The following is a 23,693-nucleotide window of genomic DNA, read 5'->3' as shown; positions in this document are numbered from 1 at the left end:
GGCCTGCCGCTTGAAGCAGGCCGCCGCCCCAGCCGTGGATGATAACGTCAGGGCATGAGCGAATCCCTGGTTTTACCCTTCACCGCGCGCCGCGGTTACCTGCTGGCCGGAGCGGCTTCCCTGCTGGGCCTCGGCGGTTGCGCGGCCGTGCGTTCCACCGAACGCGCCGAACCTTATGCCAACCAGGAATGGCTGCAATCCAGCGCCAACCGCATTGCCAACCTTTCCCTGCGCGACAACCTGCAATCGATCCGGCGCGTGCAAACCACGCTGTACCGGCGCAACCCGCGCGAATGGCGCAAATCCGCGGCAAGCATCGACGCGGCCATCCAGCGCACCTGGGATGCGGTGCTGACCGGCCCCGCCTTGCCCGAGTTGCGCGGCGCCACCGGCATTGATGCAATCCGCCTGGCGTTCGACGCCAGCCCCCAGGGCTACCAAGGCGACCGGGTTGCCGCGCTGGTTGTCGGCTGGGCTTCGATGCTCAAGCAGGCCAACGGCGACACCTGGGACCAGACGATGCTCGACGGCGTCAACGCCGAGAACAGCTACCGGGCGGCGCGCAACTTTGAAATATCGCTCTGGCTGATCTCGTCGAAGACCGGTCCGGACGGCCAGCCCCTGTTGCTGGCGACCGAAATCAGCGAGCGCGGCCGCAACCTCGTGGCCGACCGCGAGTTGTCGAAGGTGGTGGCCCGGCTCGACCTGCTGGCAGCCCAGGCCGACGAAAAATACCGGCGCGCTGCGCTCGATTTCGGGCAGAACTGGGTCATGGGCGTGGTCATGCCCTTCTTCACCCTGATACCCAGATAGGCAATGGTCGCTTCGAGGAAATAAATTTCCCAAATAGCGCTTTGCGGTAATATGTTTCCGTGACCAAACAGGAACTCATCACCGCCCTCACGGCCCGGCGCGATGCTGCCGGCCTTTCCAATGCGGAAATTGCACAGCGCTCCGGCCTGACCGAGCGTTCGGTGCGCAATGCGCTGAGCCTGAAGGGCAACCCGCAGCTTTCGTCGCTGCTGGCGCTGGTCGATGCCATCGGCCTCGAACTGCAGCTTGCGCCCAAGGGCTTTGGCGAAAGCGCGGCCACCGATCCTGATTACCGCCCCGTTGCCACCCGCGTGGGCCATGCGGTCGCGCAAGCACCCTCCCCGCCGCCGTACACCAGCAAGCGCCGCTCGCCATGAACGTCAAGATCCTCGAGATCTCGCTGGGCACGCGCCGTTTCGGCAAGCTCTTTCAGTTCGCGGACCTGTGCCGGTTCGTGGCGGAGCCCGAACTGGTCGCCGCGCCGCCCGCGGAGGTGCTGTCGCTTTCCATGGTGGCGAGCGATCCCGCCGCGCAGGCGGCCCTGTGGAGCGACGTGAAGAACCCGCTTTTCAACGCCCAGGGCGGCCAGCTGCCGCGCTTCTTCCAGAACCTTTTGCCTGAAGGCGTCTTGCGAAGCCACATCGCCCAATTGCGCGGCTGCCGTGAGAACGATCATTTCGAACTCCTCGCGGCCTGCGGCGGCGACCTGCCCGGCGCGGTGAGCGCCCGGCCGGTCTCGGTCGACCGCGGAACGCTGCAGCGGCTCATCACCCAGGATCAGGACGCGCTCGAGATGTCGGTGGTCGAACTGCCCATGCCGCAGGGCATTTCGGTGTCGGGTGTGCAGCCCAAGCTCGGCCTGCGCCGCCAGGGCGGCCGCTACGTGGCCCGCACGCGTGCCGGAGCAAGCACGCGCGTGATCGCCAAGCTGCCCATGGCCGGTCGTCCTCACATGCCGCAACTCGAAATGCTCTCGCTTCGCCTGGCCGGCGCGGCCGGCGTCGAGGTCTGCCACGCCGAGCTGGCACCGCTCTCCGCCATTGCGGCCGAGCACAGCTATGCATTGCCCGACGAGCCCGAATTTCTGGCCGTGACGCGCTTCGACCGCGAAGGCGCGCGCCGCATTCATTTCGAAGATTTCGCACAGGTGCTCGCGGTCGACCCGATGCACAAATACAGCGCCAGCTACCTCGACATGGCGCTGGCCATGCGCGCCTTCCCTTCGCTGGGCGAAGAGGCCGTGCTCGAACTCGTGCGGCGCCTCGCGGTGAACGACCTGCTCGGCAACCCCGATGCGCACCTGAAGAATTTCGGTGTGCTCTATCTCGACGGCATTGCGCCAAGGCTGGCACCAGCCTACGACATCGTCGCGTATGCCGCGATTCATGGCGTCGAAGGCCACGCGCTCCCTCTTCTGCCGGCAACCGCTGGCAGCGCCGCGGCCAAACGCACAGCCTTGTTCACGCCCGCCAACGTGCGCGCCTTCTGCTTCTCGACCGGCGTGCACGAACCGCTGGTGCGGCGCGTCATCGCAGAGACCGTGCGGCTCGCGCGCAGCCAATGGCCGGCCATGATCGACGCATCGACGCTGCCCGCGCCGTGGAAAAAGCGGCTGCAGCAGCGCTTGCAGGCACATCCCTTGCTGCAAGGCATGGCCAGGCGCGGCAAATGAGAATAAGAAAACGCACCCCTAGAATGATTCAGCCCTTCACCCCTCAACCCTTTCGAGGCAGCAGCAACTCATGAGCTCCATCAATTTCATCGGCGGCGAAAAAGGCGGTGTCGGCAAGTCGGTCACGGCGCGCGTGCTGGCGCAATACTTCATCGACCACAGCCGGCCTTTCACAGGCTTCGACACCGACCGCTCGCACAGCTCGTTCACCCGCTTCTACGAAGGCTTTGCATCGCCCATCGTGGTCGACAGCTTCGAGGGGCTCGACACCGTGGTGAACGGTTTCGAAACCAACCCGCAGCAAAGCGTCATCGTCGACCTCGCGGCCCAGACGCTGGCGCCGCTGTCGCGCTGGATCAAGGAATCCGATCTGTTCGACGTGTTCGTCGAACTGGGCGTGGCCGTCAACTTCTGGCATGTGCTGGACGACGGCAAAGACTCCACCGACCTGCTCGGCACGCTGATCGACACCTTCGGCAACCGGCCCAACTACATCGTGGTGCAGAACTACGGCCGTGGCAGCGACTTCGGCATGCTGCTCGCATCGCAGTCGCTCTCGAAGGCAACCGCGAACGGCGCCCGCGTGATCACGCTGCCGCGCCTGCACGAGGCGAGCATGCGCAAGATCGATGCGCAGAACACCAGCTTCTGGAAGGCCGTGAACGACCGCGAAGGGCCGCACGCGCTCGGCATCCTGGAGCGCCAGCGCGTGAAGTCCTGGCTGGCTACGGCCTACGCGGCCTTCGACACCCTGCCGCTGTAACCTTCAGGCTCAGCGCACTGCCGCGCGCTTGCGGAAGATCAACACCAGCAGCAGGATCGTGAGAACGGCAAATGCAACGAACGCCCAGTTCGCCAGCGTCAGGCCGAACAACGACCAATCGACCTTCGAGCAATCGCCGCCGCCGCGGAAGATCATCGGCAGCGCCCGCTTGAGCGGGAAGGTCTCGATCATTCCGTACAGGTCACGCCCGCACGACACGACCTCGGGCGGATACCACTGCAGCCAGCTCTGCGCCGCGGCCGTGTAGCCGCCGCCGATGGCCGACACCAGCGCCAGCACCCCGCCGGCCACCTGCAGGCCGCGGCTGCGGAACATGGCGGCCAGCCCGGTGAAGAGCGCCACCAGCACCAAGGCATACCGCTGCACGATGCACATGGGACAAGGCTCGAGCCCGACCACGTGCTGCAGATAGAGCCCGAAGGCCAGCATGAGAACGCAAGCCAGGCAGATCAGCCCATACGCGCGGCGCGGCGCGCCGAAGTACCAATCGATCAAGGGGAAACCCAATCTTCTTCTACGAACACCCGGGCCTTGCGCGGCGTGGCGACCACTGTGTCGCCCTCGTTCAAGCCCAGTTCACGGAACTGTTGCGCAGGGATTTGCGCTTCGATGATGGTTCCGGAGCCCGGATTATCTGGATTCGTTTCGGTGGGCTCAAGTTCCAGCCGCGCAATCGGGCCGACCACGATGGCACGCGACAAGGTCGCCACGATGCCGGTCGCGCCGGCGGTGTAGCGCTCCACGGTGAGATCGTGCGGTCGCACGTAGGCCATGGCCTTGGCGTCGCGCGCGCCGCTGTGTTCGGGCGAGTCGAGGCGCATGCCGTCCAGCTGCACCGCGCCGTTGTCGGCCCGGCCGTGGAACAGGTTCACGTCGCCCAGGAAGCCGTAGACGAAAGGACTGGCGGGCTGGTCCCAGACCTCTTGCGGCGAACCGACCTGCTCGATGCGGCCCTTGTTGATGACCACCACGCGGTCGGCCACTTCGAGCGCCTCTTCCTGGTCGTGCGTGACGAAGATCGAGGTGACGTGCAGCTCGTCGTGCAGCCGGCGCAGCCAGCGGCGCAGCTCCTTGCGCACCTTGGCGTCGAGCGCACCGAAGGGTTCGTCGAGCAGCAGCACCTTGGGCTCCACCGCCAGCGCACGCGCCAACGCGATGCGCTGCCGCTGGCCGCCCGAGAGCTGCGAGGGGTAGCGGTCGGCCAGCCAGTCGAGCTGCACGAGCTTGAGCAAGTCGGTCACCTTCTGCTTGATCTGCGCGTCGCTCGGACGCTCCTTGCGCGGCTTCACGCGCAGGCCGAACGCCACGTTCTCGAACACCGTCATGTGGCGGAACAGCGCGTAGTGCTGGAACACGAAGCCCACCTGGCGTTCGCGCACATGCACGTCGGTCGTGTCTTCGCCCGAGAACAGGATGCTGCCGGTGTCGGCCGTTTCCAGGCCCGCGATGATGCGCAGCAGCGTAGTCTTGCCGCAGCCCGACGGCCCGAGCAGCGCGACGAGTTCGCCCGACTCGACGTCGAGGTTCACGTTGTTCAACGCCCGGAAGTCGCCGAACTGCTTGCTGATGTTGCGGATTTCGATGCTCATGGAATCTCTTCCTCTGCCTTCTTCTGATGACTCCCTCTCCCCTTGGGGGAGAGGGTCGGGGTGAGGGTTCTCCCCTCACCACGGGACTTTTCAAGCGTGCGTGGGACGCTCCGGCGGCAGCTCCGCAATGGCCTTCATCTCACGCTCGTGGCGCCACTCGATGACCGACTTGATCACCAGCGTGACCAGCGCCAGGATGGCGAGCAGCGAGGCCACGGCGAACGCAGCCACCGACTGGTACTCGTTGTAAAGCACCTCCACATGCAGCGGCATGGTGTTGGTCTGGCCGCGGATGTGGCCCGACACCACCGACACCGCGCCGAACTCGCCCATGGCGCGTGCGTTGCAAAGAATCACGCCGTACAAGAGGCCCCACTTGATGTTGGGCAGCGTCACGCGCCAGAAGGTCTGCCAACCGGTCGCGCCGAGCACGATGGCGGCCTGTTCTTCGTCGGTGCCCTGCGCCTGCATCAGCGGCACCAGTTCCCGCGCAATGAACGGAAAGGTGACAAAGATCGTCGCCAGCACGATGCCGGGCACGGCGAAGATGATCTTGATGTCGTGCTCGGCAAGCCACGGGCCGAACCAGCCCTGTGCGCCGAACACCAGCACGTAGATCAGGCCCGCCACCACCGGCGACACCGCGAACGGCAAGTCGACCAGCGTGGTCAGAAACGCCTTGCCGCGGAATTCGAACTTGGCGATGGCCCAGGCCGCGGCCACGCCGAACACCAGGTTCAGCGGCACCGCGATGGCGGCCGTGATCAGCGTGAGGCGAATCGCGCTCCAGGCGTCGGGTTCCTTCAGCGCTTCGAGATAGGCGCCGACACCTTTGCGCAAGGCCTCGGTCGCCACGGCCGCCAGGGGCAGCACCAGAAACAGGAACATGAACGCGAGCGCAACGCCGATCAGCGTCCAGCGCACCCAGGCCGACTCGGTGGTGCCGGCCTGCGCGCGGCGAATAATTTTGGAAGGGGCACTCATGTCAGGCTCCCGCGCGGCGGCGCTGCCAGGCTTGCAGGCCGTTGATGACCAGCAGCAGGACGAATGAGATGACCAGCATCACCAGCGCGACCGCCGTGGCGCCCGCAAAGTCGTACTGCTCCAGCTTGCCGATGATGATGAGCGGCGTGATCTCCGAAATCATCGGCATGTTGCCCGCAATGAAGATCACCGAGCCGTACTCGCCGATGGCGCGTGCGAAGGCCATCGCAAAGCCGGTCAGCAGCGCGGGCGCAATCGACGGAAAGATCACTTTCGTGAAGGTCTGCAGCCGCGTCGCACCGAGCGAGGTGGCGGCTTCTTCAAGCTCTTTCTCGGCATCTTCGAGCACCGGCTGCACCGTGCGCACCACGAACGGCAGCCCGATGAAGATCAGCGCAATCACGATGCCCGCCGGCGTGAACGCCAGCTTGATGCCGTGCGGCTCGAGCAGCTGCCCGATCCAGCCGTTGCCCGCAAGCAGCGCGGTCAGCGAAATGCCGGCCACCGCCGTGGGCAGCGCAAACGGCAAATCGACCAACGCGTCGACGATGCGCTTGCCCGGAAATTTGTAGCGCACCAGCACCCAGGCCACGAGCAGGCCGAACACGGCATTCACCAACGCCGCGATCAGCGAGGCGCCGAAGGTCAGCCGGTAGGAGGCCATCACGCGCGGTGCGGTCACGGCCACCCAGAACTGCTCCCAGCTCAGCGTGAAGGTCTTGAAGACCAGCGCCGACAGCGGGATCAGAACGATCAGGCAGAGATAGAAGATCGAAAAGCCGAGCGTGATGTGAAAGCCCGGCAGCACCCGCCTTGCGCCCCCTGCCCGGTTCACATGCGAAAGCGGCGCTCCCGCGGACGGGAGCGCCGAAGAAACAGCGCCGCTCATTTACTTTGCGCCGGGCGTGTAGAGCTTGTCGAACTGGCCGCCGTCGTTGAAGTGCACCTTCTGTGCATCGCCGAGGCTGCCGAACAGTTCCTGCACGGTGAAGAGCTGCAGCGGCTTGAACGTGGCGGCGTACTTCTTGAGCACGGCTTGCGAACGCGGGCGCAATGCATGTTTGGCCGCAATTTCCTGCGCTTCTTCGGAATAGAGCCAGTCGAGGTACGCCTTGGCGAGCTCGCCCGTGCCCTTCTTCTTGGTCGTGCGATCGACCAGCGCTACCGGGTTCTCGGCCACGATGCTGATCGATGGATAGACCGAGTCGACCTTGCCCGAGCCGAACTCGCGGTCGATCGACACCACTTCGGATTCGAAGGTGATCAGCGCATCGCCGATGTTGCGCTGCAGGAAGGCGGTGGTCGCATCGCGGCCGCCGCGTGCCAGCACCGGCACGTTCTTGAACAGCTTGCCGACAAACTCGGCCGCCTGGGCGTCGGTGCCGCCCTTCTTCTTCACGTAGCCCCAGGCCGCAAGGTAGGCATAGCGCCCGTTGCCGCCGGTCTTGGGGTTGACGATGACGACCTGCACGCCGGGCTTGACCAGGTCTTCCCAGTCCTTGATGCCCTTGGGGTTGCCGTTGCGCACCAGGAACAGCATGGTCGAGGTGGTCGGCGATGCGTTCTCGGGGAATTGCTTGTTCCAGTCCTTCGCGACCACGCCGGTGCTGGCAAGAAAGTCGATATCGGTCGAGGTGTTCATGGTCACCACGTCGGCATCGAGGCCGTCGGCCACCGCGCGCGCCTGGGCGCTGGAGCCGCCATGCGACTGGTCGATCTTCACGTCCTTGCCGGTGGTCTTCTTGTAGTGGGCCACGAACGCCGCGTTGTAGTCCTTGTAGAACTCGCGCGCCACGTCGTACGAGGCGTTCAGCAGCGTGGTGCCGGACGAACCTTGGGCGAAGGCACTGCTGCCTGCAAATGCGGACGACGCCAACGCGAGCACGGCGACGAAGGTCTTGAGTCTGGAAATCATGTAGTTGCCAAGGTTTCTGAAAATTCACGGCCCGCCGGCCAGGCGGTGGGCTCGTCGGTCAACGACTGGAGCAAGGCCAGGCCGAGCGGCCAGTCCCCATGCCCCGAATCGATATTGATATGCCCCGCATTCTGCATGCGGACAAACTCACTGCCCCAGGCGCGGGAATATGCGCCGGCCAGACGAATCGGGCAATACGGGTCGTTGCTGCTCGCCACCACGATGCTGCGGTACGGCAGCGCCGCATACGGCACGGGCGCGAAGTCGGACAGCACGGCCCGGCGCTCGGGGTCGGCCGGTGCCACCAGGAGCGCGCCGCGGATGCGCGCCACCGCCTCCGCCGGCAGGTGCGCCGTGGCAATGCAGCCCAGGCTGTGCGCCGCAATCACGACCGGACCGTCGCTCTCGAGCACCAGCTTGGCCAGCGTGGCGACCCAGGCTTCGCGTTTGGGCGAAGCCCAGTCGTCCTGCACCACCCGCGCCGCACCCGGAATGCGCTCTTCCCAGAGGCTCTGCCAATGGCCGGGACCGGAGTCGCGCCAGCCGGGCACGATCACCACACGGGTCTGCACGATGAAAATCGCCTTGCCGCGTGCTTACTTGTTGGGCTGCGGCGTGATGCGCAGATAAGGCTTCACGGCCTTGAAGCCCTTGGGAAAGCGCTCCGCGAGTTCGGCCGGGTCCTGGATGCTCGGGATGATGACCACGTCGTCGCCGTCCTTCCAGTTCACGGGCGTGGCCACCTTGTGGCTGTCGGTGAGCTGCAGCGAGTCGATCACGCGCAGGATCTCGTCGAAGTTGCGGCCGGTCGATGCGGGGTAAGTGATGGTCGCGCGAATCACCTTCTTCGGATCGATGATGAACACGCTGCGCACCGTGGCCGTGGCCGAGGCGTTCGGGTGAATCAGGTCGTACAGGTCGGCCACCTTGCGATCGTGGTCCGCAACGATCGGGAAGTTCACGGTGGTGTTCTGCGTCTCGTTGATGTCGCCGATCCATTCCTTGTGCTTGGTGGCGGGGTCGACGCTCAGCGCAATCGGCTTCACGCCGCGCTTGGCGAATTCGCCCGAGAGCGCCGCGGTCTTGCCGAGTTCGGTGGTGCACACGGGCGTGAAATCGGCCGGGTGCGAGAAGAACACCACCCATGAATCGCCCGCCCATTGATAGAAGTCGAGGGGGCCTTCGCTGGAGTCCTGGGTGAAATTGGGGGCTGTGTCGCCGAGTCGCAGGGTTGCCATGGTCGCTCCTTGAATGGATGGGACCTGGGATTGTGCGAAGGGCTGCTTCAACGTCAAACGAATATCTACTTGTTTGGTTATGGCGTTTTTCGCATAAGGAGCAACAAGCCCAGCTATTTGGAGCCTAGAACATGCCGGATCCGCTTTCGTGCAGGTGCTCGGCCAGGAAATCGATCAGCCGGCGGACGGCCGGCACCAGCGCCCGCCGGGCCGGAAAAACCATGTGCGCGATGACCGGCCCCGGCCCCCAGTCCGGCAGCACCCTCACGAGCCGGCCGGCGTCCACGTCGTCACGGCACATGTAGCCGGGCAAGAAGGTCGCGCCCGCGCCCTCCAGCACGGCCAACCGCAGGGTCGTGAGATCGTCGGCCACGTAGCGCGGCGCATGAACGTGCACATGGATTTCGCCTTTGGGGCCTTCGAGCCGCCACTCGCTGCGCCCCTCGGCGTTGGCCGACATCGCCGCAGTCTGGAGGCGCGCGAGGTCGGCTGGCGTGTTCACCGGCCCTTGGCGCTCGAGCAAGTCCGGCTTGACCACCAGCACCGCGCGGCTCGTTCCCAGAACCTTGGCCACGAGCGTCGTGCTGTCCTCGATGGCCGGGCGTACACGCAGCGCGATGTCGATGCCCTCCTCGATCAGATCGACCGGCCTGTTCATCACCCGCAAGTCGATCCGAACGGCCGGGTAAAGCGCCATGAACCGGGTCAGCAATTGTCCCAGTCCACTGTGCGCGATAGTGATCGGGCAGCTCAGCCGCACGGTGCCGCTGGGCTCGGTCTGCACCTGCGCCACCGCTTCGGCCGCTGCCTGCGCCGCATCGCGCATGGCGGCCGAATGCCGGAGATAGATTTCGCCTGCAGGGGTGAGCGAAAGCCGCCGCGTGCTGCGCTGCATCAGCTGGACGCCGAGCCGCTCCTCGAGTTCAGCCACGCGGCGCGACAGCCGCGATTTGGGAATGCCGAGCGCGCGGCTTGCTGCGGCAAAGCCACCGCGCTCGGCCACTTCAGCGAAGAAAACCATGTCGTTGAGGTCCTGCATGGCGCTCATTGTCCCGTAAACAGAACAATGTAGGCAGATTTTGCCTACTTATCAATAACTAGCACCAAAAATAGAATTCCCCCATCGCCGGCCACTTTTGAGCGCCGACCTCCACACGAAAGTGAATGACCATGAAGCTGCTCCACATCGACTCCAGCATCCTGAGTGCCTACTCCACCTCCCGCGTCCTTACGGCCGAGATCGTGGCTGCATGGAAAGCCGCGCATCCCGATACCACCGTCGAGTACCTCGACCTCGCTGCCAATGCCCCGGCGCACTTCAGCGCCGACGCCCTCGGCGTCAAAACCGGCATCCAGGCCCAGCCGACCGAAGCCCAGCTGCGCGAGAACGAACTTTCGGAAAAGCTCGTGAGCCAGTTCCTCGCCGCCGACGTCATCGTGGTCGGCGCACCGCTGTACAACTTCTCGATTCCGACCCAGCTCAAGGCCTGGATCGACCGCCTGTCCCAACCCGGCCGCACGTTCAAGTACACCGAAAAGGGCCCCACCGGCCTCGCCGCCGGCAAGACCGTGATCGTGGCGTCCAGCCGCGGCGGCATCTACTCGACCACCGAAGGCGGCCAGGCCACGGAACACCAGGAGAGCTACCTGAGGGTGATCTTCGGTTTCTTCGGCATCACCGATGTGCGCTTCGTGCGCGCCGAAGGCCTGGCCATGGGCGATGCCTCCAAGGCCGCCGCGCTGACAGCCGCACGTGCCGACATCCTCGCGGCGACGGCCGAAGCGGCCAACCAGAAGAACCTGGCCCAGACCGCCTGAGCCGCTGCTTTACAAAGGAAAGCCGCCCCTCGCCCAGGGCGGCTTTTTTCATGGGTACAGTTCGCCGCGAGTGCTGCCCGGCCCGACATCCCGGGCGCGCGTCAGGCCGCCGCGTGGCTCTTGATCCACGCCACGTACTTGTCCATCCAGCCTTGCAGGAATTTCTTCGTGCCCTCGTTGCCGATGTGGCCCCTGTCGTCGAACAGGTCGTCCTTGAACTGCAGGAATATCTCGGGCGCTCCCAGCGTCGGCACGTCGAGGTAGGCCAGCACGTTGCGCAGATGCTGCTGCGCCAACGCAGTTCCGGTGGCGCCCACTGAAATGCCCACCACACTCGCAGGCTTGCCCGCCCAGGCGCTCTGGCCGTAGGGACGCGAAGCGTGGTCGATCGCGTTCTTCAGCACGCCCGGAAACGAACGGTTGTATTCGGGCGTGACGAACAGCAACCCCTGGGCCGCGGCAATCTCGGTCTTGAGCCGCTTCACCGAAGGGGCCTGGTTGCCGTCGTCGTCCTGGTTGTACAAAGGCAGATCGTCGATGCGCAAATGCTCGAACGTGAAATTCGAAGGGGCAAGATGCGCCAGCGCCAGGGCCAGCTTCTGGTTGAACGAATCCTTGCGAAGGCTGCCGACGATCACGGCAATTCGGGTCTGGCTCATGGATGAAGCTCCTTGAAAAATAGATGAATCGGGGAATGGAGTGGCGAAAACAATTATGCGAAGCACCCAAGACCTTTTCCAGAAAAGCTCATCCGTCCCGCTGCGCCTTTTCGGCGCGCTAAGCAGCCTTGCGCAATCGCGTGCATCATCGCCAGAGTCCTTTCGACTCAGGAGCGATTCACGATGCGATTTCTGATGGTGGGCGCCGGCGCGCTCGGCGGTTATTTCGGCGGCCGGTTGCTGGAGGCGGGGCGCGACGTGACCTTTCTGCTGCGCCCGCGGCGCGCGGCGCAAATCGCAAAAACCGGGCTGGTGGTTCAGAGCCCGTTCGGCAACCTGCACCTGCCCTCGCCGCCCCATGTGTTGGCCGAAGACATCAATTCGCCCTTCGACGTGATCGTGGTCGGCAGCAAGGCCTACGACCTCGACTCGACCATGGATTCGTTCGCGCCCGCGGTCGGCCCGAGCACCGTCATTCTTCCGCTGCTCAACGGCATGAGCCACATCGACCGCCTGGTCGAACGCTTCGGCGGCGAGCGCGTGCTGGGCGGCCTTTGCATGATCTCCGCCACGCTGGACGACGAAGGCCGCGTGCTGCACCTCAACGACATGCACGGCCTGAGCTACGGCGAGCGCGCGGGCGGACGCTCGGCCCGCGTCGACGCCATTGCGGCCCAGTTCGCGGGCGCCGGATTCGACGCGACCGCCAGCGAGACCATCTCGCAGGACATGTGGGAGAAGTGGGTCTTCATCGCTTCGGCGGCGGGCCTCACGAGCCTGATGCGCGCTTCCATCGGCGACATCGTGAGCGCGGGCGGCCAGGATGTGGCGCTTGCGATCTTCGACGAGTGCTGCGCCATCGCCGCTCACAACGGATTCGCACCGCGGCCGGCGGCCATCGAACGCGGCCGCAAGATCATGACCGCGCCGGGCTCGCCGATGACCGCATCCATGCACAAGGACATCGTGCGCGGCGCGCCGGTGGAGGCCGACCACATCGTCGGCGACCTGCTGAGCCGCGCGCCCGCTGGCCATTCGCCGGTGCCTTCGGTGCTGCGCACGGCCTACGTGCACCTGAAGGCCTACGAGGCGCAACGCGCCCGCGAAACCGCCTGAGGTTTTTCAATGACCGACGCCATCGCCTTCCTCCACACGGCGCAGGTTCATGTGCCGACCTTCGAGCGCCTCACCCGCGAGATCGCGCCTGAACTGGAGGTGCGCCATCTGGTGATGGAAGAGCTGCTGCACGAGGCCCGCGCCACCGGCATCGACAACCCGCAGTTGGCCACACGCGTGCACGAGGCCATGCGCGAGGCCGCATCCGGCGGTGCCGCCGTGGTTGCCTGCACCTGCTCGACCATCGGCGACATCGCGGAAAAAACCGCAACGGGCGGCGCCTTCACGGCCCAGCGCATCGACCGTGCCATGGCCGACCGTGCGGTGCGCGCCGGTCCGCGGGTACTGATTGCCGCGGCGCTCGAAAGCACGCTGGAGCCGACGACCGCACTGGTTCTTTCAGCCGCCGCGCAGGCCGGCGTCGGTGTCAAGCCGAGCGTGCTCCTGGTCGAAGGGGCCTGGGCGCACTTCGAAGCCGGCGACACCACGCGCTACATCGAGACACTGGCCGATGCGATTCGCACCGCCGCCGTCGCCGCGGATGTCGTGGTTCTGGCGCAGGCCTCGATGGCGCCGGTCGCGGACGAGCTCGCAGACCTCGGCATCGAGGTGCTCGGCAGCCCTGCCCCGGGTGTTGCGCATGCCGTGGCAACGCTGCGCGCCTCGCGCACGGCGTGGGCCGCGCAGGCCGCTAGTCCGATTTGAGAATCGTCTCGCCCTTCAACGCACCCATGTCGCGGGTGTTCACGCGGTGCTGCTTCCATCCTTCCCATGTGCGGCGCATGTGGGTGACCGAAATGAAGTAGTAGAGAAACTTGAACATGCCGAGCGCCCGCCACATCGGCGTGCCTCGATAGATATCGCCGGCCAACAGCGACATCAGTGCCTCCTTCACGCGGAACGGATTGCCCGGGTGCATGAACATGTCGCGGATCGTCGGGTTGGTCACGCGGTAGATGAACCACGAATACTCGCGCGGGCCCTTGCGCATCATGGCCTCGAAGGCCTCGCGTACCGGCGCCAGCTCGGCCGGCTTGTCGAGGGCCGTCGCCACCAGCTGGGCACCGTCGAAGGCGCTGTGCATCGCCAGATAGACGCCCGACGAGAACATCGGATCGATGAAGGTGAAGGCGTCGCCGAGCATCAGGTAGCGGTCGCCCGTCGCGTGCGTGCTCGAATACGAGAAGTTGCCCGTGGCGTGCACGGCGTCATCGACCAGCGTGGCGTTCTTCAGCCGCTCCACCAGCACCGGGCAGAGCGCGATGGTGTCGTAGAAGAAATCTTTCAGCGGCTTGTCGCGCGTCTTCAGGTAGTAAGGCCAGCAGACGGCGCCGACGCTGGTGGTGCCGTCGGCCAGCGGAATGAACCAGAACCAGCCGTGCGGAAACCAGCAGATGCTGATGTTGCCTTCCTTCTTGCCTTCGAGGCGTTCGGCATTGGTGAAGTGGCCGAACAGCGCGGTGCTGTTGTGGTCGGGGTTCTTTTCCTTGCAGCGGAATTTGTTGGCCAGCAGCGTGTCGCGGCCGGTGGCGTCGACCACGAAGCGGGCGCGCCAGCTGCGCTTGGCGCCGTCGTCCATCTCGGCCTGCACCGTGGCGCCGTCAGCATCGAAAGCCACGTCGCGCACCTTGCAGCCTTCGATGGCCTGCGCACCGCGCGCGGCGGCGTTGCGGAACAGAAGCTCGTCGAGTTCCGAGCGGCGCACCTGCCAGGCGGAGTCGAGCGACTTGTCCCAGCCCTCGGCAAAGTCCACATAGCTGCGGTATTCATGGTCCGGCGAAACGAACTCGATGCCGAACTTGGGCATGCCGATTTTCTCGACCTGGTCGCGCACGCCGAGCTTGTCGAAAAGCTCGACGTTCGCCGGCAGCAGCGATTCGCCGATGTGAAAGCGCGGGTGGTGCGCCTTTTCGAGCAGCACCACCTTGCGGCCCTGCTGCGCCAGCAGCGCCGAAATCGTGGAACCCGCTGGGCCGCCGCCGACCACGAGGACGTCGCAGGATTCGTCGGCAGCCCGGGGCATGGGAGAAACGGATGAAGTAGCTTGAGGCAAGGACATGCGGAGGCAAGCAACATTGTTGATGACGGCGAAGCATAGCGCGGCCGGCGCCCCGGCACGAGCCGCGCCTGCTCACCACCACCGCATCAACCGGCGCGGCGCTGCCCCGACAAGCGCCGCACCACGGCCACCAACCGATCGATTTCATCGAAGGTGTTGTAGAACGCGAGCGAAGGCCGCACCGTCGTCTCCACACCGAAGCGCCGCAAGATGGGCTGCGCGCAGTGGTGGCCGGTACGCACCGCAATGCCTTCGTCGTTCAGCGCATGCCCCACCTCCTCGGTGGTGTAGCCGTCGAGCACGAAAGACATCACGCTGGCCTTGTCGGCCGCCGTGCCGATCAGCCGCACGCCCCGGATCGCACCGAGCTGCGCCATGCCGTACACCAGGAGGTCGTGCTCGTAGCGCGCGATGTTCTCGATGCCGATCTTGTTGACGTAGTCGATCGCGGCGCCCAGGCCCACCGCATCAGCGATGTTGCCGGTGCCGGCCTCGAACTTGTTCGGGATCGGCTGGAACACGGTCTTCTCGAAGGTCACATCGGCAATCATGTTGCCGCCACCCTGCCAGGGCGGCATGTCTTCGAGCACTTCGCGCTTGCCCCAGACCACGCCGATGCCGGTCGGGCCGAACACCTTGTGGCCGGAGAACACGAAGAAGTCGGCGCCGAGGTCCTGCACGTCGACCCGCATGTGCGAGACCGACTGCGCACCGTCGACCAGCGCCTTGGCGCCGGCGCGGTGCGCGAGTTCGACGATCTCCTTCACCGGCACCACGGTGCCCAGTGCATTCGAGACCTGCGTGACGGCGACGATCTTCGTGCGGTCGTTCAGCAGCTTGCGGTATTCGTCGAGCAGCACCTGCCCCGAGTCGTCCACCGGAATCACGCGAAGCTTCGCGCCCTTGGCGGCGGCGAGCTGCTGCCACGGCACGATATTGGCGTGGTGCTCGAGGTTGGAGACGATGATCTCGTCGCCCTCGCCCACGTGCTGCCCGCCCCAGCTCTTGGCCACGAGATTGATGGCCTCCGTGGTGCCGCGCACGAAGATCACTTCTTCGACTTCGGGTGCGTTGATGAACTTTCGAACGCGCTCCCGCGCGCCTTCGTAGGCGTCGGTGGCGCGAGCGGCCAATTCATGCGCCGCGCGGTGGATGTTCGAGTTTTCGTGCGCGTAGAAGTACGCAATGCGGTCGATGACCGATTGCGGCTTGTGCGTGGTGGCGGCGTTGTCGAACCACACGAGCTGCTTGCCGTTGACGCGCTCCTGCAGGATCGGGAAGTCGCGGCGCACGGCATTGACATCGAACGGCGGATGCTGGCCGCTGCCGGCCAACGGCACGGCATCGGGGCCACGCGGATCCGGCTTGGCCGGCGTGACGAAGCCGCTGGGCAAGCGCACTGCATCGACGAAGTAGAACTGCGGCTTCTCACTCCCTTGCACCTGGGATCGGCTCCCTCGCCCCTCTGGGGAGAGGGTTGGGGTGAGGGGTGACCCCGCGCCCTGGCTCGGCCGCAGACCCTCACCCCAGCCCTCTCCCGCAAGCGGGAGAGGGGGCAAGACCTGCGGAGGCGCGGAGATGGCAGAGGCTACACCGGCCGTCGGGTGCCCGTAGCTGTTGTTCAGGAAGTAGAACGGCGATGCTGCCGTTTGCGGCGCAGAGGGTGCAAGAGGCGCCCCGACCTGCTGCGGCACCCCCATCACTGCGCCGCCCGAACGCGGCTCGAAGGCCGGCGCCACCGACAGCACGTTGTCCGGCACGCCGTTGCCCGCCACCGCATGCGGCAGCAAGGCCGGCGCGCGGTTCGCGAGCGAAGGCAGCTGGGTCGGCGAAGCCGGCAGCACATTGGCGCCCGGAATCTGCCCCTGCGGGATCGGCGTTCCCGGCACGCTCGGTCCGAAGCCCGCGGGGCTCACCAGCGGCGAGCCCGGCGGCGCGATGTTGGCGGGGAACTGCGCGCCCGGCACCAGCCCGCTCGCCACGCCGGGCAACGAGGTCGGCGGCGTGCCCGGTGAATAGGCAGGTGCCGTACCCGGCAGGGCGGAGAACATGGCGCTCGCCATGCGCGCGAGGATGGCCGGGTCGAACGGCGCCTCGCCCGGAGTCGTGGGTGTACTCACCGCGGCTTACTTGTAGGTGTCGGGATAGTCGTGGTACTTGCCGATCTCGACGTCGTCGAGCACGGCCAGCGCGTCGGTGGTCAGCACCGCCAGCGAGCAATACAGCGAGATCAGGTACGACGCGATCGCATGGTTGTTGATGCCCATGAAGCGCACCGACAGCCCCGGGCTCTGCTCGCCCGAGAGACCCGGCTGGAACAGGCCCACCACGCCCTGGCGCTTGTCGCCCACGCGCAGCAGCAGGATCTTGCTCTTGCCGTCGGCCACCGGCACCTTGTTCGACGGAATCAGCGGAATGCCGCGCCAGGTGATGAACTGCGAACCGAACAGGCTCACGGTCGGCGGCGGTGTGCCGCGCCGCGTGGCTTCTCGGCCAAAGGCGGCAATGGCGAGCGGGTGCGTGAGGAAGAACGCGGGCTCCTTCCACACCTTGGTGAGCAGCTCGTCGAGGTCGTCGGGCGTGGGCGCGCCGGTCAGCGGAAAGATGCGCTGCTCGTCGGTCACCTGGGCCAAGAGGCCGTAGTCGGGATTGTTGATGAGCTCGCTCTCCTGGTTCTCCTTGATCGTTTCGATCGTGAGACGCAGCTGCTCCTTGATCTGATCGTGCGGGCTGCTGTACAGGTCGGAGATGCGGGTGTGCACGTCGAGCACGGTGCTCACGGCGTTGAGGTAATGCTCGCGCGGGTTTTCTTCGTAGTCGACGAAGGTTCGCGGCAGCTGGTTTTCTTCTTCGCGCGACGTGCAGGTGACCTTGATCGACTCGGGGTTCTTGACCTTGTTGACGCGGTAGATGCCCGCCTCCACCGGCACCCATTGCAAGAGGTGCGTCAGCCAGCGCGGGCTGATGGTCTCGAGCTGGGGAACTGTCTTGGTGGCATTGGCCAGCTGGCGTGCGGCGTTGTCGCCAAGGGCGGTGGTACCACCGACTGTTGCGCTCATGTATGAAGACTCCGTGGAGGGTAAGAAATTGGTCGCCAGTGTCCAGCGGCCAAGGGTTTTCCCTCAACAGGCTATAGCCGCCAAGTTGATCCGGCGTGCGAGGCGCGATTGTTCGAGTTGCTCGCAGCGCGCGAGCAGGTTGACGATGTTGATCTCCAGTGCGGTCGCAAGCTTTTGCGCGGTGACGATCGACGGGATCACGCGGCCGCGTTCGACCTCGCCCACATACGAGCGGTTGAGGTCCGAGCGCTCGGCCAGTTGTTCCTGCGACCAGCCTTGCGCCTCGCGCAGCTGGCGCACGGTCAGGCCGAAGTCTTCGACAAAGGCCTTCATGGCGCGCTCGCTTTCGGTGCATTCTGCAAACTGGCCTGCGTTACGCTGGCGCCCGGCTTCACGTCGTCGGTGATCCACACGTTGCCGCCGATGACCGCGCCCTTGCCCAGCGTCACGCGGCCGAGGATGGTCGCACCGGCGTAGATCACCACGTCGTCTTCCACCACCGGATGCCGCGGCAGGCCCTTCTGCAGGTTGCCCTCGGTATCGGTCGGAAAACGTTTGGCGCCGAGTGTCACGGCCTGGTACAGGCGCACGCGCTTGCCGATGACCGCCGTTTCGCCGATCACGACGCCCGTGCCGTGATCGATGAAGAAACCCGCGTCGATCTGCGCGCCGGGATGAATATCGATGCCGGTCTGCCCATGTGCGAGCTCGGCAACGATGCGCGCCAGCAGCGGCAAGCCAAGCTTGTAGAGCTGGTGCGCCAGGCGGTGATGAATCATCGCGAGCACGCCCGGGTAGCACAGCAGCACTTCGTCCACGCTGCGCGCGGCGGGGTCGCCCTGGTACGCCGCGAGCACATCGCTGTCGAGCAGGCGGCGCAGCCCGGGCAGTGCGTTCGCGAACTGGCGCACGGCCTCGGTGGCGGTATCGTCGATCTCGCTCGCGGAGCGCGGCTGATGACGGGCATTGAAATTGAGCTCCAGCCGGGCCTGCACCAGCAGCGACTGCAGGGCCGCGTCCAGCGTATGGCCGACGTAGAAGTCTTCGCTCTCGTGGCGCAGGTCCGGCGGGCCGAGCCGCATCGGAAAGAGCGCCCCTTTGAGCGACTCCACAACCTGCGCCAGCGCGTCGCGCGACGGAAACTCGCGTGCGCCGGGCTCGCGCGATCGCCGCTGCGAATCGCGCCATTCGTCGCGCACGGCATGCAGCGCGCGCACGATATCGCTCACCTCGAAATGGGCCATTTGTATGTTCTCCGGTGAACGTCTTGTCGGGTGCGCGCCGGTCAGTCCTGCACCCACGGCAGCCCGTGAAAGCGCCAGCCGTCGGCACCGCCGCGGTGCTGGCGTTCGTCGATTTCGCCCTCGAAGCCTTCGAGCACGTTGAAGACATTCGTGAAGCCGGCCTTGGCTGCCGCTTCGGCCGCGAGCGCCGACCGCTTGCCGCTTCGGCACAGCAGCAGCACCACCGCCTCCTTGCCGCCGTCCTTGGCAAGCTTGGCTTCGAGTTCGCGCACGAAGCGCGGATTGCGGCTGAGTGCCGTGCCCGTGGCCCACGCCACGTGCAGGCTTTCGGGCACATGGCCGACGAACTTGCGTTCCTCGCCGGAGCGCACATCGACCAGCACGGCCTGGCCCTTCTGCACCAGTTCCCAGGCCACGGGCGGCGTCACGCCGCCGGCGTAGGGCCAGTGGGCTTCGGCCGCCTTGGCGCGCGCCTGTTCCAGTGCTTCGGGCAAAACGAGTTCTTCGACTTCGGCTGACATGCGGTGCGGCTCCTGTGATGCGTTCGAATTTGCCTTGGTGGCGATAGCCAACACTGTAGGAGCCTCGCGCCCAAGGTCCAACAACTGAAAAGTCGATTCCTAACAACCACGCGTTCTATAGAACGATGGCAGGGCGCGCAAAAAAACCCGACGCCAAACAGCGCCGGGTTGTTCGCAAGCCCGAGGGTCCGTCAGAGCTTGGCGATCGAAACTTCCGTCGATTTGACGAGTGCGACCACGTCGGAGCCCACCTTGAGCTGCAGTTCGTCGACCGAGCGCGTGGTGATGACCGAGGTCACGATGCCCCAGGCGGTTTCGACATCGACTTCGGAGACGACGTCGCCGCGGATGATCTCGCGGACCTTGCCCTTGAACTGATTGCGCACGTTGATGGCTTGAATGGACATGATGGTTTCTCTTTCGGGTTGAAGTAAGGATGGATGAACTGATGGGTGAATGGGTCGGCCGGACTTCAGACGATCTCGGCCACGTCGTCGAACGCCAGCCGGGGTCCGCGCTCGAAGGTGCCGGCATGGTCGGCCACGCCGAGGTTGACGAGAAAGTTCGCGCGATAGCGGCCATCGGGGAAGAAGGCTTTGTCGACCAGGTCCGCGTTGAAGCCCGATTGCGGCCCCACGTCGAGCCCGAGCGAGCGCGCCGCGAGGATCAGGTAGGCGCCTTGCAGGCTGCTGTTGCGAAAGGCCGTGGCCTGTGCGGCTTCGGCGCTCTTCTCGAAGAAGGGCTTGGCGTCGTAGGCTGGGAACTGCGTGGGCAGGTGCTCGTAGAAACGCGTGTCGTGCGCCACGATCACCGTCACGCCGGCTTGCAGGGTCTGCGTCGTGTTGCCTGAGGAAACGGCGGGCTTGAGCTTCGCCTTGGCCTCTTCGCTGCGCACGAACACATAGCGCGCGGGCTGCGCGTTGTAGGCGGTCGGGCCCCACTTCACGAGATCGTAGAGCTTGCGGATCAGTTCGTCGGTCACGGGCACCGGCTTGAAGGCGTGCACGGTGCGCGCCTTGCGGAACAGCTGGTCGAGCGCCGCTTCGGGAATGGCGTTGAGTGTTGTCATGGTCTTGTTCGTGAAAACGTTCAGGACGCGGCGGCCAGGGCCACGTCGAGGTCCGCGATCAGGTCGTCGATGTGCTCGATGCCGACCGACAGGCGCACGGTGTCTTCCGTCACGCCGGCCTTGGCGAGTTCTTCGGGCGACAGCTGCCGGTGCGTGGTCGAGGCCGGATGCGTGGCCAGCGAGCGCACGTCGCCGATGTTGACGAGGCGCGTGAAGAGCTTCAGCGCATCGAGGAACTTCGCCCCGCCCTCGCGTCCGCTGCCGATGCCGAAAGTCAGCACCCCGCTCGATTTGCCGCCGAAGTATTTCTGCGCCAGCGCATGGTCGGGATGGTCTTCGAGCGCTGCGTAGTTGACCCAGTTCACCGCCTTGTGCGTCTTCAAATGCTGCGCCACCGCGAGCGCGTTGCTGCTGATGCGGTCCATGCGCAGCGCCAGCGTCTCGATGCCCTGCAGGATCAGGAAGGCATTGAACGGCGAGATGGCTGCGCCCGTGTTGCGCAGCGGCACCACGCGCGCACGGCCGATGTAGGCGGCCGCGCCCAGCGCCTCGGTGTAGACCACGCCGTGGTAGCTCACGTCGGGCTCGTTCAGGCGTCTGAAGCGCTGCTTGTGCTCGGCCCAGGGGAACTTGCCCGAATCGACAATGGCGCCCCCGATGCTGGTGCCGTGTCCGCCCAGGTACTTGGTGAGCGAATGCACCACGATGTCGGCGCCATGCTCGATGGGCCGGCTCAGGTATGGCGAGGGCACGGTGTTGTCGACGATGAGCGGAACGCCGTGGCGGTGCGCAATTTCGGCGATGGCCGCGATGTCGGTCACATTGCCGGCCGGGTTGCCGAGCGATTCGACGAAAACCGCCTTGGTCTTCTCATCGAACAGCTTCTCGAAGCTGGCCGGGTCGCGGTGGTCCGCAAAGCGCGTGGTGATGCCGAACTGCGGCAGCGTGTGCGCGAACAGGTTGTAGGTGCCGCCATACAGCGCGGTGCTGCTGACGATGTTGTCGCCGGCTTCGGCAATGGTCTGGATGGCGTAGGTCACGGCCGCCTGCCCCGATGCCAGCGCGAGCGCCGCAATGCCGCCTTCGAGCGCGGCCACCCGCTGCTCGAGCACGTCCTGCGTCGGGTTGTTGATGCGGGTGTAGATGTTGCCCGGCACCTTCAGGTCGAACAGGTCGGCGCCGTGCTGCGCGCTGTCGAAGGCATACGCCACCGTTTGATAGATGGGCGGCGCCACGGCGCGCGTGGTCGGCTCGGGCGAATAGCCGGCGTGCACCGAGAGGGTTTCGAATTTCCAGTTCTGCGACATGCAACTGCCTTTCTGTTTTTGTGGATGAACGGAATCAGATGGCCCAGCGCAGGGTGTGCGCGGAGGGCTGCAGCCAGCTTGCGTCGGTGTCGGCGGCTTCTGTTTCCCCGGCCTTCTGCAGCACGCGGTCGAGAATGCGTTTCTCGATGGCCGCAAACGCCGGGTCGCCCTGCGAGCGCGGCCTTGCGAGCGCGATGTTCTCGTCGAGCGCGATGCGGCCGTCTTCGATCAGGATCACGCGGTCGGCGAGCGCCACGGCTTCCTGCACGTCGTGCGTCACCAGCAGCGCCGTGAAGCGGTGGCGCTGCCAGAGGTTTTCGATCAGCCGGTGCATCTCGATGCGCGTGAGTGCGTCGAGCGCGCCCAGCGGCTCGTCGAGCAGCAGCAGCCGGGGGTGATGCACGAGGGCCCGCGCGAGCGACACCCGCTGGCGCTGCCCGCCCGAGAGGCGAGCCGGCCATTCGTTTTCGCGGTCGGCCAGGCCCACCTGCGCGAGCACTTCCTTGCCGCGCGCCTTGGCCTCGCTCGGCAAACCCAGCGTCACGTTGTCGAGCACGCGGCGCCAGGGCAGCAAACGCGCTTCCTGAAACATGATGCGGGTGTCGTCGTGCAGGCCGTCGATGGCCTTGCCGTCGGTATAGAGCCCGCCCGACGTGGCTTCTTCGAGCCCCGCAATGAGCCGCAGCAGCGTGCTCTTGCCGCAACCGCTGCGCCCCACAATGGCGATGAACTGGCCGGGCTCGATGGTGAGCTGCGTGTTGCGCAGCACCTCGCGTTCGCCGTAGCGCTTGTGCAGCCCGCGCGCCTCGAGGCGCACGCCGCCTGCGATGGCCAGCGGCTGGATGTCTTTCAGAACGGCACTCATGATTTCAGGCCCGGTTGAAACAGCGCCACGTCGAGCGCGTTGATTTTTCTTGGCAGCAGCTTTTCTGCAAAAAATGCATCGGCGATGCGCTGCTGTTCGGTGAGTGCTTCGGCCAGCACCGGACGCACCGCGTAGCTGCGCCGTGCGTTGGCCTGTTCGATCGTCGCGGCGTCCAGCCCCCACACGGGCGACAGCAGCGCCGCCGCTTCCTTGGGGTTCTGCTTGACCCACTTGCCGGTCTTCTCGAGTTCGGCATACACCACGCGCAGCACGTCCGCCCGCGCCTTCGCGAACTTGGTGCTGGCGAGGTAGTAGCGCTGGTACGAGGCAATGCCGGTGCCATCGGCCAGCACGCGCACCTTGGCCTGGCGCTGGGCCGCGGCAAGGAACGGATCCCACACCGCCCAGGCGTCGATGGCACCGCGCTCGAAGGCGGCGCGGCCGTCGGCCGGCGTCAGGTAGGCGGGATCGATGTCCTTGAAGGACAAGCCGGCTTTTTCCAGCGCCGCGATCAGCAGGTAGTGCGCGCCGGCCGCCTTGGCGAAGCCGACCTTCTTTCCCTTGAGGTCGGCCACGGACTTGAGCGGCGAGTCTTCGCGCACAAGAATGGCCTGCGCGGCGGGAGAAGGCGCTTCCTGCGCAACGAAGGTCAGGTCGGCGCCGGCCGCTTGCGCAAACACCGGCACGGTGTCCGCCACGTCGGCGCTGATGTCCAGGTTGTCGAGGTTCAGCGCCTCGAGCAGCGGTAGGCCGCTGGTGAACTCGTGCCAGCTCAGCGTGGCATTGAGCGGCGCAAGCTGCTTCTCGAGCGTGCCCTGCACCTTGAGCAGGGCGATCAGCGTCGACGATTTCTGGTAGCCGAGCCGCACCGTGGTGGGCCGTGCGGCGCCCTGGGCCAGCACGGCGCCGGCACCGATCGCGCCGATCGCTGCAATGGCCGCTCGACGGGAAATGTTGGCATGCGTGGTCATCTGCCCTGCC

General features: G+C 65.8%; 27 protein-coding genes. 7 read left to right on the top strand and 20 right to left on the bottom strand.

The features are described from left to right. Positions 1-54 precede the first annotated feature (54 nt). The 4 genes from QFZ42_RS10460 to QFZ42_RS10445 all read left to right on the top strand — a co-directional run bounded on the left by QFZ42_RS10460 (position 55) and on the right by QFZ42_RS10445 (position 3,248). Complete coding sequence (locus QFZ42_RS10460; RefSeq protein WP_307700886.1) at positions 55-813, top strand: hypothetical protein; 759 nt, start codon at positions 55-57, stop codon at positions 811-813. A gap of 59 nt (positions 814-872) precedes the next feature. After that, the gene (locus tag QFZ42_RS10455) at positions 873-1,190 is read left to right on the top strand and encodes a helix-turn-helix domain-containing protein (RefSeq protein ID WP_307700885.1); all 318 of its coding nucleotides are present in this window, start codon (positions 873-875) and stop codon (positions 1,188-1,190) included. After that, the gene (locus tag QFZ42_RS10450) at positions 1,187-2,485 is read left to right on the top strand and encodes a type II toxin-antitoxin system HipA family toxin (RefSeq protein ID WP_307700884.1); all 1,299 of its coding nucleotides are present in this window, start codon (positions 1,187-1,189) and stop codon (positions 2,483-2,485) included. Before QFZ42_RS10455 ends, QFZ42_RS10450 begins: the two co-directional genes overlap by 4 nt. Positions 2,486-2,555: 70 nt before the next feature. Then, positions 2,556-3,248, top strand: a complete 693-nt coding sequence (locus QFZ42_RS10445) for a mobilization protein (RefSeq protein WP_307700883.1) — start codon at positions 2,556-2,558, stop codon at positions 3,246-3,248. 9 nt (positions 3,249-3,257) lie between these two features. On the opposite strand, the gene QFZ42_RS10440 is transcribed toward QFZ42_RS10445, so the two are convergent. The 8 genes from QFZ42_RS10440 to QFZ42_RS10405 all read right to left on the bottom strand — a co-directional run bounded on the left by QFZ42_RS10440 (position 3,258) and on the right by QFZ42_RS10405 (position 10,034). Then, positions 3,258-3,764, bottom strand: coding sequence for a disulfide bond formation protein B (locus QFZ42_RS10440; protein WP_307700882.1), 507 nt, complete (start codon positions 3,762-3,764; stop codon positions 3,258-3,260). Next, positions 3,761-4,858: a sulfate/molybdate ABC transporter ATP-binding protein gene (locus QFZ42_RS10435; RefSeq protein WP_126746404.1), complete on the bottom strand. Its 1,098-nt coding sequence runs from the start codon at positions 4,856-4,858 to the stop codon at positions 3,761-3,763. The genes QFZ42_RS10440 and QFZ42_RS10435 overlap by 4 nt, the downstream gene beginning before the upstream one ends. A gap of 90 nt (positions 4,859-4,948) precedes the next feature. Further along, positions 4,949-5,842: a sulfate ABC transporter permease subunit CysW gene (gene cysW / locus QFZ42_RS10430; RefSeq protein ID WP_307700881.1), complete on the bottom strand. Its 894-nt coding sequence runs from the start codon at positions 5,840-5,842 to the stop codon at positions 4,949-4,951. A 1-nt stretch (position 5,843) separates the two neighbouring features. Beyond that, the gene (gene cysT / locus QFZ42_RS10425) at positions 5,844-6,731 is read right to left on the bottom strand and encodes a sulfate ABC transporter permease subunit CysT (protein ID WP_307700880.1); all 888 of its coding nucleotides are present in this window, start codon (positions 6,729-6,731) and stop codon (positions 5,844-5,846) included. Beyond that, positions 6,732-7,757: a sulfate ABC transporter substrate-binding protein gene (locus QFZ42_RS10420; RefSeq protein WP_307700879.1), complete on the bottom strand. Its 1,026-nt coding sequence runs from the start codon at positions 7,755-7,757 to the stop codon at positions 6,732-6,734. Then, on the bottom strand, positions 7,754-8,329 hold the full coding sequence (locus QFZ42_RS10415; RefSeq protein WP_307700878.1) for an RBBP9/YdeN family alpha/beta hydrolase: 576 nt from the start codon (positions 8,327-8,329) through the stop codon (positions 7,754-7,756). Before QFZ42_RS10415 ends, QFZ42_RS10420 begins: the two co-directional genes overlap by 4 nt. 24 nt (positions 8,330-8,353) lie before the next feature. Then, entirely contained in the window at positions 8,354-8,995 is a 642-nt protein-coding gene (locus QFZ42_RS10410; RefSeq protein WP_258506056.1) for a peroxiredoxin, read from the bottom strand. A gap of 124 nt (positions 8,996-9,119) precedes the next feature. After that, positions 9,120-10,034 carry a LysR family transcriptional regulator gene (locus QFZ42_RS10405; RefSeq protein WP_307700877.1) on the bottom strand — a complete coding sequence of 305 codons (915 nt, stop codon included), beginning with the start codon at positions 10,032-10,034 and terminating at the stop codon, positions 9,120-9,122. 131 nt (positions 10,035-10,165) lie between these two features. Between QFZ42_RS10405 and QFZ42_RS10400 the strand changes: the two genes are divergently transcribed. Beyond that, complete coding sequence (locus tag QFZ42_RS10400; protein ID WP_307700876.1) at positions 10,166-10,813, top strand: FMN-dependent NADH-azoreductase; 648 nt, start codon at positions 10,166-10,168, stop codon at positions 10,811-10,813. Positions 10,814-10,914: 101 nt separating this feature from the next. Here the strand turns inward: QFZ42_RS10400 and QFZ42_RS10395 are convergent, their stop codons facing one another. Then, on the bottom strand, positions 10,915-11,472 hold the full coding sequence (locus tag QFZ42_RS10395) for an NADPH-dependent FMN reductase (RefSeq protein ID WP_307700875.1): 558 nt from the start codon (positions 11,470-11,472) through the stop codon (positions 10,915-10,917). Positions 11,473-11,655: 183 nt separating this feature from the next. On the opposite strand from QFZ42_RS10395, the gene panE reads away from it, so the two are divergent. Both panE and QFZ42_RS10385 read left to right on the top strand, forming a co-directional pair. Next, on the top strand, positions 11,656-12,588 hold the full coding sequence (gene panE / locus QFZ42_RS10390) for a 2-dehydropantoate 2-reductase (protein WP_307700874.1): 933 nt from the start codon (positions 11,656-11,658) through the stop codon (positions 12,586-12,588). A gap of 9 nt (positions 12,589-12,597) precedes the next feature. Beyond that, entirely contained in the window at positions 12,598-13,293 is a 696-nt protein-coding gene (locus QFZ42_RS10385) for an Asp/Glu/hydantoin racemase (RefSeq protein ID WP_307700873.1), read from the top strand. Here QFZ42_RS10385 and QFZ42_RS10380 read toward each other — a convergent pair. The 11 genes from QFZ42_RS10380 to QFZ42_RS10330 all read right to left on the bottom strand — a co-directional run bounded on the left by QFZ42_RS10380 (position 13,280) and on the right by QFZ42_RS10330 (position 23,683). Next, the gene (locus QFZ42_RS10380; protein WP_307700872.1) at positions 13,280-14,647 is read right to left on the bottom strand and encodes an NAD(P)/FAD-dependent oxidoreductase; all 1,368 of its coding nucleotides are present in this window, start codon (positions 14,645-14,647) and stop codon (positions 13,280-13,282) included. The genes QFZ42_RS10385 and QFZ42_RS10380 overlap by 14 nt on opposite strands. 86 nt (positions 14,648-14,733) lie before the next feature. Next, positions 14,734-16,710, bottom strand: a complete 1,977-nt coding sequence (locus QFZ42_RS10375; RefSeq protein WP_373423383.1) for a family 2A encapsulin nanocompartment cargo protein cysteine desulfurase — start codon at positions 16,708-16,710, stop codon at positions 14,734-14,736. Between the two features lie 63 nt (positions 16,711-16,773). Beyond that, positions 16,774-17,706 (bottom strand): family 2A encapsulin nanocompartment shell protein, encoded by a 933-nt coding sequence (locus tag QFZ42_RS10370; protein WP_013541112.1) that lies wholly within the window; start codon positions 17,704-17,706, stop codon positions 16,774-16,776. Positions 17,707-17,769: 63 nt separating this feature from the next. Further along, the gene (locus tag QFZ42_RS10365; protein ID WP_307700870.1) at positions 17,770-18,039 is read right to left on the bottom strand and encodes a helix-turn-helix domain-containing protein; all 270 of its coding nucleotides are present in this window, start codon (positions 18,037-18,039) and stop codon (positions 17,770-17,772) included. Further along, positions 18,036-18,950, bottom strand: coding sequence for a serine O-acetyltransferase EpsC (gene epsC / locus QFZ42_RS10360; protein WP_307700869.1), 915 nt, complete (start codon positions 18,948-18,950; stop codon positions 18,036-18,038). The genes QFZ42_RS10365 and epsC overlap by 4 nt, the downstream gene beginning before the upstream one ends. Positions 18,951-18,991: 41 nt before the next feature. Then, the gene (locus QFZ42_RS10355) at positions 18,992-19,471 is read right to left on the bottom strand and encodes a rhodanese-like domain-containing protein (protein WP_307700868.1); all 480 of its coding nucleotides are present in this window, start codon (positions 19,469-19,471) and stop codon (positions 18,992-18,994) included. A gap of 191 nt (positions 19,472-19,662) precedes the next feature. Then, complete coding sequence (locus QFZ42_RS10350) at positions 19,663-19,878, bottom strand: TOBE domain-containing protein (protein WP_007829250.1); 216 nt, start codon at positions 19,876-19,878, stop codon at positions 19,663-19,665. A gap of 65 nt (positions 19,879-19,943) precedes the next feature. Beyond that, the gene (locus QFZ42_RS10345) at positions 19,944-20,540 is read right to left on the bottom strand and encodes a malonic semialdehyde reductase (RefSeq protein WP_307700867.1); all 597 of its coding nucleotides are present in this window, start codon (positions 20,538-20,540) and stop codon (positions 19,944-19,946) included. A 20-nt stretch (positions 20,541-20,560) separates the two neighbouring features. Then, positions 20,561-21,847, bottom strand: a complete 1,287-nt coding sequence (locus QFZ42_RS10340) for an O-acetylhomoserine aminocarboxypropyltransferase/cysteine synthase family protein (protein ID WP_307700866.1) — start codon at positions 21,845-21,847, stop codon at positions 20,561-20,563. Positions 21,848-21,881: 34 nt separating this feature from the next. Continuing rightward, entirely contained in the window at positions 21,882-22,712 is an 831-nt protein-coding gene (locus tag QFZ42_RS10335; protein WP_307700865.1) for an ATP-binding cassette domain-containing protein, read from the bottom strand. Beyond that, positions 22,709-23,683, bottom strand: coding sequence for an aliphatic sulfonate ABC transporter substrate-binding protein (locus QFZ42_RS10330; RefSeq protein WP_307700864.1), 975 nt, complete (start codon positions 23,681-23,683; stop codon positions 22,709-22,711). Before QFZ42_RS10330 ends, QFZ42_RS10335 begins: the two co-directional genes overlap by 4 nt. Positions 23,684-23,693: the final 10 nt, after the last annotated feature.

Origin of the sequence: Variovorax paradoxus, assembly GCF_030815855.1 — a bacterium.
Taxonomy (GTDB): Bacteria; Pseudomonadota; Gammaproteobacteria; order Burkholderiales; family Burkholderiaceae_C; genus Variovorax; species Variovorax paradoxus_M.
The sequence above is the reverse complement of the archived record's forward strand: the minus strand, read 5'-3'. Positions and strand labels throughout refer to the sequence as shown.

Excerpts from the sequence above, each read along its gene's own strand:
- QFZ42_RS10460 (WP_307700886.1), top strand. The coding sequence starts at position 55 with ATGAGCGAATCCCTGGTTTTACCCTTCACCGCGCGCCGCGGTTACCTG.
- QFZ42_RS10450 (WP_307700884.1), top strand. The coding sequence starts at position 1,187 with ATGAACGTCAAGATCCTCGAGATCTCGCTGGGCACGCGCCGTTTCGGC.
- QFZ42_RS10445 (WP_307700883.1), top strand. The coding sequence starts at position 2,556 with ATGAGCTCCATCAATTTCATCGGCGGCGAAAAAGGCGGTGTCGGCAAG.
- QFZ42_RS10435 (WP_126746404.1), bottom strand. The coding sequence starts at position 4,858 with ATGAGCATCGAAATCCGCAACATCAGCAAGCAGTTCGGCGACTTCCGG.
- cysW (WP_307700881.1), bottom strand. The coding sequence starts at position 5,842 with ATGAGTGCCCCTTCCAAAATTATTCGCCGCGCGCAGGCCGGCACCACC.
- cysT (WP_307700880.1), bottom strand. The coding sequence starts at position 6,731 with ATGAGCGGCGCTGTTTCTTCGGCGCTCCCGTCCGCGGGAGCGCCGCTT.
- QFZ42_RS10420 (WP_307700879.1), bottom strand. The coding sequence starts at position 7,757 with ATGATTTCCAGACTCAAGACCTTCGTCGCCGTGCTCGCGTTGGCGTCG.
- QFZ42_RS10410 (WP_258506056.1), bottom strand. The coding sequence starts at position 8,995 with ATGGCAACCCTGCGACTCGGCGACACAGCCCCCAATTTCACCCAGGAC.
- QFZ42_RS10405 (WP_307700877.1), bottom strand. The coding sequence starts at position 10,034 with ATGCAGGACCTCAACGACATGGTTTTCTTCGCTGAAGTGGCCGAGCGC.
- QFZ42_RS10400 (WP_307700876.1), top strand. The coding sequence starts at position 10,166 with ATGAAGCTGCTCCACATCGACTCCAGCATCCTGAGTGCCTACTCCACC.
- QFZ42_RS10395 (WP_307700875.1), bottom strand. The coding sequence starts at position 11,472 with ATGAGCCAGACCCGAATTGCCGTGATCGTCGGCAGCCTTCGCAAGGAT.
- panE (WP_307700874.1), top strand. The coding sequence starts at position 11,656 with ATGCGATTTCTGATGGTGGGCGCCGGCGCGCTCGGCGGTTATTTCGGC.
- QFZ42_RS10385 (WP_307700873.1), top strand. The coding sequence starts at position 12,598 with ATGACCGACGCCATCGCCTTCCTCCACACGGCGCAGGTTCATGTGCCG.
- QFZ42_RS10380 (WP_307700872.1), bottom strand. The coding sequence starts at position 14,647 with ATGTCCTTGCCTCAAGCTACTTCATCCGTTTCTCCCATGCCCCGGGCT.
- QFZ42_RS10375 (WP_373423383.1), bottom strand. The coding sequence starts at position 16,710 with ATGGCGAGCGCCATGTTCTCCGCCCTGCCGGGTACGGCACCTGCCTAT.
- QFZ42_RS10370 (WP_013541112.1), bottom strand. The coding sequence starts at position 17,706 with ATGAGCGCAACAGTCGGTGGTACCACCGCCCTTGGCGACAACGCCGCA.
- QFZ42_RS10365 (WP_307700870.1), bottom strand. The coding sequence starts at position 18,039 with ATGAAGGCCTTTGTCGAAGACTTCGGCCTGACCGTGCGCCAGCTGCGC.
- epsC (WP_307700869.1), bottom strand. The coding sequence starts at position 18,950 with ATGGCCCATTTCGAGGTGAGCGATATCGTGCGCGCGCTGCATGCCGTG.
- QFZ42_RS10355 (WP_307700868.1), bottom strand. The coding sequence starts at position 19,471 with ATGTCAGCCGAAGTCGAAGAACTCGTTTTGCCCGAAGCACTGGAACAG.
- QFZ42_RS10350 (WP_007829250.1), bottom strand. The coding sequence starts at position 19,878 with ATGTCCATTCAAGCCATCAACGTGCGCAATCAGTTCAAGGGCAAGGTC.
- QFZ42_RS10345 (WP_307700867.1), bottom strand. The coding sequence starts at position 20,540 with ATGACAACACTCAACGCCATTCCCGAAGCGGCGCTCGACCAGCTGTTC.
- QFZ42_RS10340 (WP_307700866.1), bottom strand. The coding sequence starts at position 21,847 with ATGTCGCAGAACTGGAAATTCGAAACCCTCTCGGTGCACGCCGGCTAT.
- QFZ42_RS10335 (WP_307700865.1), bottom strand. The coding sequence starts at position 22,712 with ATGAGTGCCGTTCTGAAAGACATCCAGCCGCTGGCCATCGCAGGCGGC.
- QFZ42_RS10330 (WP_307700864.1), bottom strand. The coding sequence starts at position 23,683 with ATGACCACGCATGCCAACATTTCCCGTCGAGCGGCCATTGCAGCGATC.